Genomic DNA, 13202 nt, shown 5'->3' on the forward strand with positions numbered 1-13202 from the left:
CCGGCGGCGGGAGCGGGATCGGGAGCGGGCTGGTTCACGGTGCGGATAGACTCCTCGGCCACCCATTATAGGAAGCGGCTCATGGCAGGCGGATGGTTCCGGCGCCGGCGCGATCCCGAACCGATCGCCGAAGCGCACTGGCAGCGGGCGGCCGACGCGCTTGCGACCAGCGTCAGTCTCACCCCCGCGCAGTGGCGGCGCCTGCGCACGCTCGCCACCGGCTTCCTCGGTGAGAAGGCCTTCTCGGGCGCGCAGGGCTTCACGGTGACCGAGGAGGTCCGCATCGCGATCGCCGCCCAGGCCTGCCTGCCGGTGCTCACGCTGGGCCTGGGCGCTTATCGCGACTTTCTCGAGATCGTGGTCTACCCCGCGCAGTTCCGGGTGCCGCGCCGTGAGATCGACGAGGCCGGGGTGGTGCACGAGTCGCTGGAGTGGCTGGCCGGCGAGGCCCATGACGGCGGTCCGGTGGTGCTGTCATGGGCCGATGCCGATCCCGCGGCGACGCAGGGCCCGTTCAATGTGGTCATTCATGAGTTCGTGCACAAGCTCGACATGCTCGATGGCGAGGCCGACGGCATCCCGCCGCTGGCGTCCGGGCGGCGGGCGGCCTGGACCCGGGCGCTGCACGCGGCCCATACCGACTTCTGCGACCTGCTCGACGCTCTCGAGCGCGCCATTCCGCGCGACATCGACCCCGAAAGCGAGGCGGCCGACCCCTGGTACGCGCAGCTGCCGCTCGACCCCTACGCCGCAACCGACCCGGCGGAGTTCTTCGCGGTTTCGGGCGAGGCCTTCTTCCTCGACCCCGAGAGCCTGCGGGCGCGCTGGCCCGACTGGTACGCGCAACTCGCCAGCCTGTTCCGGCTGGACGAGATCGACGAATCGGCGCTGACTGAGGAATAAGTCAAATTCGGCGCCACCCGAGCGGGCGGGAATGTGCGCTACCTCACCGAGCGGGAGAACACTGCGGGCTAGGCTGCACCATCGCTTCGAGGTGGCTGACCGCCCGCCCCATGATCCGCCTTTTCAATCACTACCTGTCGGCCCGGACCCTGCTGCTGACCGCCATCGAGATGGTGGTGCTGTTCCAGTCGATGGTGCTCGGCTATCAGCTGCGCATGGCCGAATACGCGATGCGGGTGCCGATCGCCGAGGCGGCGCTCTTCACGGTCACGATGCTCCTGATGATGACCTCGCTCGGCCTGTACCAGCCGCAACCCGAGCCCTTCCGGGCGACGGTGCGCCGCGTGCTGGTGGCCTATGGGCTGACCCTGGTGCTGATGAGCGTGGTCTTCTACCTGCTGCCGATGTTCTATGTCGGCCGCGGCGTGTTCGCTGCCAGCTCGCTGTTCGCCATGGCTGGCGTGCTCCTGGTGCGGCTGATGTTCTTCCGCATCTCCGATGTCGGGCTGCCGCGCCGCCGGGTGCTGGTGCTGGGCAACGGCCCCGAGGCCGAGGAAGTGGTCCGCTACCTGCACGGCAGCGAAATGGTCCGCTCGATCGACTATGCCGGCCTGTACCCGGTGATCTCGGAGCGCGATGAGGGCGAGCCTTCGCGTCGCATCAACCACGACCGGCTGCTGCGCTCGGTGCGCGAACTGCGGGTCTCGGAGATCGTGATCGCGGTGCGCGAGCGGCGCGGCGGCGTGCTGCCCCTGCGCCAGCTGCTCGACGCGCGGCTCGCCGGGGTGCGGGTGATGGACCTGGCCGCGTTCTACGAACGCGAACGCGGCATGCTGAAGGTGGACAACCTGCGCGCCAGCTGGCTGATCTTCGGGCAGGGCTTCGATCGCGGCATGGCCCGCGACATCATCAAGCGGATGTTCGATGTGGTGGTGAGCTCGCTGCTGCTGGTGCTGCTCGCGCCGCTGGTGCTGGTGGCCATGGTGCTGATCGCGCTCGAATCGGGCTGGCCGGTCCTGTACCGCCAGGAGCGCATCGGCGAGGGCGGTGTGCCCTTCATGCTCTACAAGCTGCGATCGATGCGCCAGGACGCCGAGAAGGATGGACTGCCGCGCTGGGCGGAAACCGGCGACAGCCGGATCACCCGCGTCGGCGCGTTCCTGCGCATCACCCGCCTCGACGAAGTCCCCCAGCTCTTCAATGTGCTGCGCGGCGACATGAGCTTCGTGGGACCGCGCCCCGAGAGGGGCTTCTTCGTGCACAAGCTGATCGAGCAGATCCCCTACTACGATGTGCGCCACAGCGTGAAACCCGGCATCACCGGCTGGTCGCAGGTGCGCTACCCGTATGGTGCCTCGGTGGAGGACTCGCTGGCCAAGCTGCAGTACGACCTGTACTACGTGAAGAACCATTCGCTGTTCCTCGACCTGCTGATCCTGGTCGAGACCATCCAGGTGGTGGTGCTGGGCAAAGGGGCCCGCTGATCACCGCCAACGCACCGTGAGCCACTCCCTCGCGCTGTCGGGATTTCTCGCGACTGCCCTGGCTTGCGCCGCGCTTGCGGCCCTGCACGCCGCTCTCGGCGCGCCACCCGGGGCGGCTCGCCTGTTCGTGGCCGCCCTCAGCGCCCAGGCGGTGTGGGCCGCCAGTGCCGCCGCCTCGCATGGCGGCACCGCGCCGACCGCGATTGGCGCCGCAGCCGAATCACTGCGCATGGCCCTGTGGCTCGCCTTTCTGCTAACCCTGCTGCATGAAGCCGCACCGGCTGCTCCCGAGGGCGGGTCCGGCGTTCGCCGCGACGGTGTCGGCATTCCCCGCGCTGCGGCTGGCACGCGCCGCAGCCTTGCCCTCACGCTGGTGACCGCCGGCGCCGCACTGGCGCTGCTCATCGATCTGCTCGTGCCGCAGGGCAGCGGCGCGTTGCTGCTGCGCACAGCCGGGGCGGTCTTCGGTCTGTTCTGCATCGAGCAGATCTGGCGCGCGGGCACGCCCAGGCGCCGCGACGGCGCGGCACGCCTGGCCGCCGCGGGTCTGCTGATGTTCGGCGCCGACCTGATCCTGTGGAGCGACGCGCTGATGTTCGGCCAGCCCGATCCGATGCTGACCGATGCCCGCGGCTGGGCCAGCGCGCTGGCGGTGCCGCTGCTCGCCTCGGCCGCAGCCAGGCAGCGCGACTGGCGGATGGCGCTCGGCGTATCGCGCCGCCTGCTGTTCCAGTCGGCGGCACTGCTCACCGCCGGGATCTTCCTCATGCTGATGGCCGCGGGCGGCTACTGGCTGCGCTACGCCGGCCCGGCGCCGCTCGACAGCGCGGTGACGGTGCTGCTGTTCGCCACCGCGATCGCGTTGCTGGCGCTGCTCGGCTCGCGCAGCGCCCGCGCGCGGCTGCGCGTGACCGTGGCCAAGCACTTCTTCGGCTACCGCTACGACTACCGCGAAGAGTGGCTGCGACTGACCGCGCTGCTCTCGGCCGGACCGGACGAGGGCGAACCGCAGCCGCTGGGCCTGCGCGCCCTGCGCGCGCTGGGCGGCCTGGCCGATGCCCGCTGCGGCGCGCTGTGGCTGCAGGATGAGGCTGGCGCGTTCGTCTGCACCGACAACTGGCGCTATCCCGGTGCCACACCCAGCCTGCCGGCGGGTCACCCGCTGGTGAGCGAGCTGTCCCGCACCCAATGGATCATCGAGGTCGGCACGCGCCGCCCCGCGACGCTGGTGCCCTCGGCCCTGCCCGCGGCGATCGCCGACTCGGGCTCGGCGTGGCTGCTGGTGCCGCTGCTGCTGCACGAGCAGCTCATCGGCTTCGCGCTGCTGGGCGAGCCGGTGGCGCCGACGCCGCTCGACTGGGAGCTGCGCGATGCGCTGAAGACCGCGGCGCACCAGGTGGCAAGCCACCTTGGCGAGCGTCGTGCCGTCGAGGCGCTGGTGCAGGCGCGGCAGTTCGAGTCGTTCAACCGGCGCTCGGCCTTCGTCGCCCACGACCTGAAGAACCTGGTGTCGCAGCTCTCGCTGCTGCTGCGCAACGCGCCGCGCCACCGTGGCAATCCAGCCTTCCAGGCCGACATGCTCGACACGGTCGGCCATGTGCAAGACCGCATCCAGGGACTGCTGCGACAGCTCGACGACGGCAGCCGGCCGCTGGAGCAGGCCAGTGCGGTGCCGCTTGCCGAGGCGGTCGATGCCGCGGTGCGCCAGCGCGGCGGGCGCGGGCCGCAGCCGACGGTCAGCGTCGACGCCGACGCGCAGCGCGCGATGGTGATCGCCCATCGCGATCGCCTGGAGCGGGTCATCGGCCACCTGGTGAAGAATGCCGGCGAGGCCGTCGACGGACAGGGCAGCGTCAGCGTGCGACTGTGCGCCGAGGGCGAGCTTGCCCGCCTGGAAGTGGCCGACACCGGTCGCGGGATGAGCGAGCGCTTCATCCGTGAACAGCTGTTCCGGCCCTTCAACTCGACCAAGCCCGACGGCATGGGCATCGGCTCCTTCGAGAGCCGCGAGTACATCCGCGAGCTCGGCGGCTCGCTGGAGGTCGACAGCCAGGAAGGCCGCGGCACGGTCTTCCGGGTGCGACTGCCGCTGGCCACCCTCGGCGCACAGGGCTGAGCGCTCATGGATGCTGCGATCGGTGAAGAGCGACCCACCCTGCTGGTGGTCGAGGACGATCTTGGCCTGCGCAAGCAGATGCGCTGGTCCTTCGACCGTTACGAGGTGGTGTTCGCCGAGGACCGCGAGAGCGCGATCGCCCAGTTGCGCCGGCATGAGCCGGCGGTGGTCACGCTCGATCTCGGCCTGCCGCCCGATCCCGATTCCCCCACCGAGGGACTGCGCACCCTGCAGGAGATGCTCGCGCTGGCGCCCTCCACCAAGGTGATCGCGGTGACCGGCCAGACCGACCGCGGCAACGCGCTGCGCGCGGTGGGCATGGGTGCCTACGACTTCTTCGCCAAGCCCTTCGAGTCGGACAGTCTGGGACTGGTGATCGAGCGCGCGTTCCGGCTGGCCGATCTCGAGCGCGAGAACCGCCGGCTGAGCGCGGCCGGCGGCGACTCTGCGCTCGCCGGCCTGATCACCCGCGACCCGGGCATGCTCAAGCTCACCCGGCAGATCGAGCGGCTCGCCCCCACGCGCGCCTCGGTGATGCTGCTGGGTGAGAGCGGCACCGGCAAGGAGGTGCTTGCCCGCGGCCTGCATGACCTGTCGCCGCGGGCATCGAACCGCTTCGTCGCGATCAACTGCGCCGCGATCCCCGACACCCTGCTGGAGGCCGAGCTCTTCGGCTACGAGAAGGGCGCGTTCACCGGCGCGGTGCGCACCACGCCCGGACGCATCGAGACGGCCGATGGCGGCACGCTCTTTCTCGACGAGATCGGCGACCTGCCGCTGGGCCTGCAGGCCAAGCTGCTGCGCTTCCTGCAGGAACGGGTGATCGAGCGGGTGGGCGGTCGCGAGGAGATCGCGATCGACGTGCGGGTGGTCTGCGCCACCCACCGCAACCTGCGCGAGCACATCCGCGACGGCGCCTTCCGCGAGGACCTGTTCTACCGGCTCTCGGAAATGGTGCTGCCGATCCCGCCGCTGCGCGAGCGCGCCGGCGACGCCACCCTGCTGGCCCGCGCCTTTGTCGCGCGCTTCACCGAACCCGGCGCCCGCGAGCGGCTGATCCTGCGTCAGGACGCGCTGGAGGCGATCGAGCGCCATGCCTGGCCGGGCAATGTGCGTGAACTGGAGAACTGCATCAAGCGCGCGACGATCATGGCCGACGGGCCGGCGATCGGTGCCGCCGATCTCGGGCTGGATTCGCCCGACGAACCGTTGCCGCTGAACCTGCGCCAGGTGCGCGAGGAAGCGGAAAAACAGGCCGTGCTCAAAGTGATGGCCAGGGTCGATGGCAACATCGTCCGCGCCGCCGAGCTGCTCGGGGTGAGTCGCCCGACGCTCTATGACCTGCTGAACCGATTCGGGCTGCGCTGAGCGCGGCCGACCGCTGCTGGAGCCCTGCATGAATCCCCAACGACCGCTGCTCGCCGCCCTGGCGCTGAGCCTCGCCCTGACGGCCGCCGGCTGTGGCGATTCCGCCGACGCGCTGATGGCCAAGGCCCGCAGCGCGATCGCCGCGCGCGAGCCGAAAGCCGCCGAGATCCATCTGAAGAACCTGCTGCGCAAGCAGGAGCGTGCCGACGCACGGCTGCTGCTCGGGCAGGTGCATGCGGCCAGCGGCGACTGGCGCTCGGCCGAGAAGGAGTTCGAGCGCGCGCTCGAGGCCAATCACGATCCGGTGGCCGCGGGGCTGGGCCTGGCCGAGACCCGGCTGCAGCTCGGCGAATGGCGCAAGGTGATCGAGCAGCTCGCCAAGCTGCCGCCCGGCACGCCGGCCGACACCGCGCGCGCGCAGACCCTGCTCGGTCGCGCCCACGCCGCCGGCGGCCAGCGCGAGGCGGCGCAGGCCGCCTATCAGGCGGCGCTCCAGGCGGCACCGGACCATGTGCCGGCCCGGGTGGGGCTGATCACCCTGTCGGCCTCGCGCGACCTGAACGCAGCGCAGAGCGCAGTCGACGAACTGCTCGCGCGCGCACCCGACGCGCCCGACGCGCTCTCGCTCAAGGGCGACATCGAGCTGGCCGCCGGGCGGGTCGAGCAGGCGAGCGCGCTCTACGCCCGGGTGGCGAAGGCCGAGCCCCTGAACCGGTCGGTGCGCGCCAAGCTCGCCTCGCTGGCGAGCGAGCAGCGCGACTATGCCGGCGCGCAGCGCTGGATCGACGAACTGAAAAAGCTCACCGGCCCGGCGGTGGGCACCATGCATCTGCAGGCGCTCAACGACTTCCGCCAGAACCGGCTGGAGCCCGCCCGCGATGCGATCATGGCCGGGCTGAAGAACTCGCCCGACTACCTGCCCTCGCTCGCGCTGGCCGCGACCATCCATCTCAGCCTGAACTCGCTGGAGCAGGCCGAGAACAACGCGCGCCAGGTGCTGGAGCGCGCGCCGAATTCCACCCTCGGCTACCGGCTGCTGGCCGCCACCTACCTGCGCATGGACGCACCCGAGCGCGCACTGCAGGTGATGGCGCCGGTGCTCGAGCGCGATGTGAAGGATCCGCTGCTGCTCAGCCTCGCCGGCGAGGCCAGCCTGCGCATCGGTGACGCCGCGCGGTCGGCACAGCTGTTCTCGCGCGCCGCAACGCTCGCGCCCGATGACCCCAGCCAGAAGACCGGTCGCGGCGTGGCCCGCATCGCCGCCGGCGACCGCGATGGCGGCATGCTCGACCTGGAGCAGGCCGCCGAGCTCAATCCCTCCGGCATCCAGCCCGACCTCGCCCTGATCGCACAGCTGCTGCGCGACCGGCAGTACGACAAGGCCTCGGCCGCGATCGAGCGGCTCGCCCGCAAGCAGCCCGGCAATCCGCTCGCCGACAATCTGCGCGGCACGATCGCGCTGGCTCGCAACGACCCGGCCGCCGCGCGCCGGCACTTCGAGGCGGCGCTGACCAAACAGCCAGGCTACTTCGCAGCGGTGTCCAACCTCGCGGCACTCGACCTGCGGGACAAGCAGCCGCAGGCGGCGCAGCAGCGCTATCTCAAGCTGCTCGAGCGCGAGCCGCGGCATGTCCGCGCGATGCACGCGCTGGCCCAGATCGCGGCCAATGCCGGCGACCAGGCGCAGACCCTGCAATGGCTGGTCAAGGCCCGCGACGCCGATCGCAGCTCGGTGCCGGCCACGCTGGCGCTGGCCCGCTTCCACCTGGCGGCCAACCAGCCCAAGGAAGCGCTGCCGATCCTGCAGGAGGCGGCGGGCGCCGCGCCCAACCAGCTGGAGCTGCTCGAAGCGCTCGGCAACGCCTACCTCGGTGCCGGCGACGAGGCGCAGGCCGTGCTCACCTTCGAGAAGATGCTGCGGGCACGGCCCGACTCCGCGCTGCTGCAGATGCGCATGGCCGAGTTCCGCATGAAGCGCGGCGAGCCCGAGAAGGCACTGGCCAGTTACCGCAAGGCCGCCGAGCTCTCGCCGAAGGCCGTGGAGCCGCGGGCCGGCATGGCCGGGGCGCTGGTGGCCATGGGCAAGGTGACCGAGGCCCGCGCAATCGCCGACGCCCTGCAGCGGGAATCGCCTCGCAGCCCGGCTGGCGCGCTGCTCGAAGGCGACATCCTCGCGCAGCAGCGCCGCCTGCCCGAGGCGGTGGCCGCCTATCGCCGCGCGCTCGCGCTCAATCGCAGCGTGCCGATCGCCTTGCGACTGCATGGTGCCCTGCTCGCCGAGGGCCGGCAGGCCGAGGCCGACGCGATGATGCGCGGGCTGCTGACCGAGCATCCGCGCGATGCCGCGCTCAAGATGCACGCCGCGATGATCGAGGGCTCGCGCAAGCGCTGGGACGCCGCAGTGCCGCTGTACCGCGAAGCGGCTGCCATCCAGCCCGGCAATGCGATGGTGCTCAACAATCTGGCATGGGCGCTGATCGAGACCCGCGATCCGACGGCGCTCGCCACCGCCGAGAAGGCGCATGCGCTGGCACCGCGCTCGCCCGAGGTGCTCGACACCTATGGCACCGCACTGCTTGCCCGCGGTGACGCGGCGCGCGCCAGCGAGATCCTGCGCCAGGCGGTGAGTGCCGCGCCGCGGGTGCCGGCCTACCGGGTGCGGCTGGCCGAGGCGCTGATCGCGCGCGGCGACAAGGTCGAGGCGCGCAAGGAGCTCGACACGGTGCTCGCCGAGGTCCGCACCGGGCCCACCTTCGAGCAGGCCCAGGGCCTGCTGCGCCGGCTCTGAACCCGCCTGGCGTCCCGGGCGGTGCCCGGTGAGCGGCGACCCCGGTCGGCCGCCGGACCGGGTCGTGCCCGGACCGCTGCGCCTGCTGGCCGCGCTCGCGCTGCTCGGCGGTGGCGGCTGGGCGGCGCTGCACCACCCGCTGTCACCGACCCTCGCGCTCGGGGGCCTCGTCGGCTGGACCGCGCTGTGCCTGTGGCGACCCCTGGTCGGCCTGAGCGGCGCGCTCGCCTTGCTGCCGCTCGCCGGCCTCGCGCCCTGGACCGGCTGGCTCGCGCTGGAGGAACTCGACCTGCTGCTCGCGGGGCTTGCCAGCGCAGGCCTGCTGCGCGGCAGCGGCGCGACTGCGCCCGCGGCGCCGCTGCGGGCCGGCAGCCGGGTTGCCCATGCGGATCGCGGCCTGCTGCCGGCGCTGCTGATCGGCGCTTTCGCGGTGGCCAGCGCCGTCGCGCTGGCCCGCGGCTGGCTCGCCGCGCCGGCCGCGCCGCTGCACTGGACCCAGGGCTATCTCGAGCCGCTGAACAGCCTGCGGCTGGCCAGGCCCTTTGCCTGGACGCTGCTCTTGCTGCCCCTGCTGGCAAGCGCGGCGCGCGAGCGCGCGGCGGCCCTGCGCGAGGCCCTGGCCGACGGCATGCTGGCCGGCCTTGCGCTCGCCTGTCTGGCCGCGCTCTGGGAGCGGATGGCGTTTCCGGGCCTGCTGAACTTCTCGGCCGACTACCGGACCTCGGCACTTTTCTGGGAGATGCATGTCGGCGGCGCCGCGTTCGACGGTTATCTCGCGCTGGGTGTGCCCTTCGCGGTCAGGGCCGTGTTGCGCGCCCGCAGTCCGGCGCGGCTGGCGATGAGCGGGGCGATCGCGATGCTGGCCGCCTATGCCTGTCTGACCACCTTCTCGCGCGGGGTCTACCTCGCGATCCCGATCGGTCTGGTGGTGATGGCACTGATCGAACGGCGCGCCGGTGCGAACCTGCCGATCGGCCTGTACCGTGCGCGACCCGGCGAACCGGCGGCGCCGCTCGGGCTGGGCTGGCTCGCCCTGGCCGTGCCGCTGACGGCGGCCGGCACCTATCTGGTGTTCGTCCGTGGCGGCTACCGCGCCAGCGGTGCGGTGCTCGCCATGGTCGCGGCGATCGCCTTCGCCGGCGGCGCGGCACGCCATCTGGGGGCCATGCGCAGCCTGGCCGCGCTCGGCGGTGGCGCGCTGTGCGCGATCGCGCTTGCGGCCATCGCCATGCACATTCCCAAAGGACCCTACCTGCTGCAGGCGCTGCTGATCGGCGGCAGCGCAACCCTCGCCTGGCATCGACATCGGCAGCCCGAGAGCCTGCGCTCACCGGCGAGCGCTGCACTGATGATGGCCCTGATCGGCGCACTGGGCGGCGGGGCGGGTGCGGTGGCCCGGCACTGGGGTGGGCCGGAAGCCCTGAGCGGCGCGCTGCCGGTGCTGGTGAGCCTGGCGCTGCTCGCGGTCATCGATGCGGCCCGCGCACGGCCGCTGTGGCCGACATCGGCGCAGCCAGCCAGCCAGGCGATCGCCGCCGTGGCGATCACCAGTGCCTGCGTGGCGGTGTTCACCGGCGGCTCCTACATGGGCGATCGTTTCAGCGACAGCGGCCGTGACCTGCGGGGTCGCCTGAGCCACTGGCAGGAATCGCTGGCGATGATGCACGGTCCCGCCGACTGGACGCTAGGCAAGGGCCTGGGCCGCTATCACGCCGGCCAGTTCTTCGAGCGCCCGGGTGCCGAGCGTCCCGGCAGCCACGCCTGGCAGCGGCTCGATGATCGCGGCGATGGCCAGCTCACCCTCACCGGCCCCGGTCATGTCGCCGGCTGGGGCGAGATCTACCGGTTCTCGCAGCGGGTGCCCGCCCTGCCGGGGCGCTGGCAGGTCGACGCGCGACTGCGGCCCTCCGGGGAACTGCGGCTGCATGTGGAGATCTGCGCCAAGCATCTGCTCTATGACGCCGGCTGCAGCACCGGATCCCAGGTGCTCAGGCCGCAGTCGGGCACCTGGCAGACCGTGAGCATCCGAACCGACGGCTCGGTCACGCCGGCGGGTCCGCAGGGCCTGCCGACCCTGGCGATGTTCTCGATTGCCGTGGCCACCGCGGGCGCGAAGCTGGAGATCGACCAGTTGCGCCTCATCGCACCCGACGGCCGCGAGATCGGCCGCAACCCCGGCTTCCAGGATGGATTGGCCGGCTGGTTCTTCTCGAGCGATCGCCACCACCTGCCCTGGCACGCCAAGAACCTCGGTCTGCACCTGCTGATCGAGCAGGGCGCGATCGGTCTGGTGGCCTTCAGCCTGCTCATGATCGGGGCACTGGCGCGCCTGGCACGCCGCGACGCCGGCCCGATGGCCGGCACCCTGGCCGGCGCGCTGACCGGCTTCCTGGTGGTGGGGCTCTTCGACAGCCTGCTCGATGCCCCGCGGGTGGCCTGGGTCTGTTACCTGCTGGCGGCCTGGGCGCTGCTTGCGCCCAGAACCACGGTCCGGCACGCCGCTCAGACCGCCCGCGACGAGGCCTGAGCCCGGCGGCGCGGCCGGCGGCCGAACAGGCCCAGGCCGATCATCGACGCGCCCACCAGCGCGAGCGCGCCCGGCTCGTCAACCGCGAAACTCTGATTGGCATCGGCCTGGAAGATCAGGTCGCCGGTTACCGGGGTGTAGCCATCGAAGGACACCGGCGGCGTCCAGCCGTTGGTATGGAACTCGCCACTCTGCAGCGTGGTGGAATAGCTGGTGGTGGTGAGCTCCGGCTGGATCCACGCGGTGTTGGTGAAGTCCACGCCGCCGGTGAGCGCCGTCACGCCGAAGGCACTGCCGCCGATGAAGGCGAGGCTGCCCACGGTCTGGGTGCCGAAGCTGCCGGTGATCAGCGCAATGCCGTCGCGAAAGCCGGTGCTGGTGTTTCGATTGGCGTTCTGGGCCGGGTCGTACCAGATCTCGTAGCGCCCGCCAACGATCGTGAAGGTGCAGACATCGGCCACGCAGAAGATCACCGACTCGCGCAGCTTGGCGTACATGGTGTACTCGTAGCCACCGGCATGGTCGGGGATGCCATCGGGGTTCTGGTCGAGCAGGGCGGTGGTGTAGGTGATGCCGTTCTTGATCACCCCGGCCCAGGCATAGAGTTCGAGATCGAAGGCACTGCCCGCCACCGGCTGGAAGCCGGTGATCAGCGCCGATCCGTTCGAGTCCCAGTCGAAACCGGTCCAGCGCACTGCGCTGAGTTCGGCATTGGTGATGGTGGCGGCGGTCGACGCGCCGCTGGCGCAGACCGCAAGCGCGAGCACTGCGGTCCGGATTGCGTGGCTCGATGTCATGGGAGTCCCTTCGACGGTGATGGGCGGGGCCGGCATCCTCGATGCCGACGCCCCGGCTTGTCCCACCCCGATGCTCCCGCTGCCGGCCCGATGGCGCTGTGCGCCTGATCAGCGAAGCCGCAGACGCGCGCCGGATTTGTGAGCGAGATGCGCCAGCAGCCGTGCCGGCGGCATGCGCAGCCGGTGGTAGCGCGCCTGCAGCAGCAGGCGTGCGAGCTGCGCCGGTGCCGCAGGACGGCTGATCGCGCCGGGCAGGTTCGATGCGCCCATCAGCCGGTCCATCCACCAGGCACGCCAGGAAGGCACCGCCCAGCGCCGCCGCTGGACGCGGCGGGCAGCCAGGCCCGGCGGCTGCGCCAGGGCAGCCACCGGCGTGCCCAGCCAGGCCGTGGCATAGCGCGCCGCCCAGCGCAGTGGCGACGCCCCCCCGATCTCGAGGGCGCGCTCGATCAGCGCGGCGCTGAAGGCCACCGGATCAGCGCCGCCATGCGCGCGAACCAGCAGATCGAAGTCCATGAGCTCGCGCAGTCGGCCATCGAGCTCGGTGTCCTTGAAGGCGTGCACCGCGCAGTGCAGCACCTGGTCGCGAGGATCGGCAACGAGGAAGGGTTCGAGCCGACGGGCCTGCGCCAGCACCGCGGCCTCGTCCAGACCGCCACCGGCAAGTGCGGGGGTGAGCGCGTGATGCAGGTCGACCTCCAGGCTGCGCGCCGGATGGCGCAAGGGCGGCAGCTCGTGCGACCACTCGCGGTAATAGCGCTCGTCGTAGCCATCCAGGCGCTGGGCCATCCAGCCCGCGCCAAGCAGCAGGCTCTCGGCCCGCGGCAGCCGGGCGCGCGTGACCAGCAGGTCGACATCGCCCGCGATCCGGCCCGCCGCGAGCGGCAGACCCTGGGCCTGGTAGGCCGCGCCCTTGAGCAGCAGCACCTCGCCGCCCAACGGCGCAAGCGCCTCGCCAAGCGCCTCGAGCTCGCGACGGAGCTGGGCGGCGCGCTCGGCCACCAGGACCGACACCGACTCGAACTGGCCGCGCACCGGCGCGGGCAGACGGTCGATCACGCCGGCCTCGCGCAACCTGACCATCAGGTGCCCCGCGCAGCGGGCACGGCGCGCGGCGCCGAGCACTGCGCTCCAGGCGGCGGGCTCGAGCGTCAGCGCGCGAAGGGGCTGCTGCCACAGCGCGAGCAGAGCGGCAGTGGCGGGATGCATCAGGCGCCAC

The 13202-nt window shown here is 71.8% G+C and carries 8 protein-coding genes; 6 read left to right on the plus strand and 2 right to left on the minus strand.

Annotated features, from left to right (window positions below; genetic code table 11):
• The first annotated feature begins 81 nt into the window (after positions 1-81).
• The 6 genes from AC2H6A_RS03365 to AC2H6A_RS03390 all read left to right on the plus strand — a co-directional run bounded on the left by AC2H6A_RS03365 (position 82) and on the right by AC2H6A_RS03390 (position 11186).
• Complete coding sequence (locus AC2H6A_RS03365; RefSeq protein WP_484271719.1) at positions 82-903, plus strand: M90 family metallopeptidase; 822 nt, start codon at positions 82-84, stop codon at positions 901-903.
• 110 nt (positions 904-1013) lie between these two features.
• The gene (locus tag AC2H6A_RS03370) at positions 1014-2387 is read left to right on the plus strand and encodes a TIGR03013 family XrtA/PEP-CTERM system glycosyltransferase (protein WP_484271720.1); all 1374 of its coding nucleotides are present in this window, start codon (positions 1014-1016) and stop codon (positions 2385-2387) included.
• Positions 2388-2403: 16 nt separating this feature from the next.
• Positions 2404-4503, plus strand: a complete 2100-nt coding sequence (gene prsK / locus AC2H6A_RS03375; RefSeq protein WP_484271721.1) for an XrtA/PEP-CTERM system histidine kinase PrsK — start codon at positions 2404-2406, stop codon at positions 4501-4503.
• A 6-nt stretch (positions 4504-4509) separates the two neighbouring features.
• Positions 4510-5871: a PEP-CTERM-box response regulator transcription factor gene (gene prsR, locus AC2H6A_RS03380; protein WP_484271722.1), complete on the plus strand. Its 1362-nt coding sequence runs from the start codon at positions 4510-4512 to the stop codon at positions 5869-5871.
• Positions 5872-5899: 28 nt separating this feature from the next.
• Positions 5900-8659, plus strand: a complete 2760-nt coding sequence (gene prsT / locus AC2H6A_RS03385) for an XrtA/PEP-CTERM system TPR-repeat protein PrsT (protein ID WP_484271723.1) — start codon at positions 5900-5902, stop codon at positions 8657-8659.
• A 64-nt stretch (positions 8660-8723) separates the two neighbouring features.
• Entirely contained in the window at positions 8724-11186 is a 2463-nt protein-coding gene (locus AC2H6A_RS03390; RefSeq protein ID WP_484271724.1) for a hypothetical protein, read from the plus strand.
• On the opposite strand, the gene pepA is transcribed toward AC2H6A_RS03390, so the two are convergent.
• Both pepA and AC2H6A_RS03400 read right to left on the minus strand, forming a co-directional pair.
• On the minus strand, positions 11162-11983 hold the full coding sequence (gene pepA, locus AC2H6A_RS03395; protein WP_484271725.1) for a flocculation-associated PEP-CTERM protein PepA: 822 nt from the start codon (positions 11981-11983) through the stop codon (positions 11162-11164). The genes AC2H6A_RS03390 and pepA overlap by 25 nt on opposite strands.
• Before the next feature lie 108 nt (positions 11984-12091).
• Positions 12092-13202: nucleotidyltransferase domain-containing protein (locus AC2H6A_RS03400; protein ID WP_484271726.1), on the minus strand; the 1111-nt coding region annotated here is incomplete at its 5' end.

This window comes from Quisquiliibacterium sp. (genome assembly GCF_982640115.1).

Coding starts and splice junctions, on each gene's coding strand:
- pepA (WP_484271725.1), bottom strand. CDS start 11,983: ATGACATCGAGCCACGCAATCCGGACCGCAGTGCTCGCGCTTGCGGTC.
- prsR (WP_484271722.1), top strand. CDS start 4,510: ATGGATGCTGCGATCGGTGAAGAGCGACCCACCCTGCTGGTGGTCGAG.
- AC2H6A_RS03365 (WP_484271719.1), top strand. CDS start 82: ATGGCAGGCGGATGGTTCCGGCGCCGGCGCGATCCCGAACCGATCGCC.
- prsT (WP_484271723.1), top strand. CDS start 5,900: ATGAATCCCCAACGACCGCTGCTCGCCGCCCTGGCGCTGAGCCTCGCC.
- AC2H6A_RS03370 (WP_484271720.1), top strand. CDS start 1,014: ATGATCCGCCTTTTCAATCACTACCTGTCGGCCCGGACCCTGCTGCTG.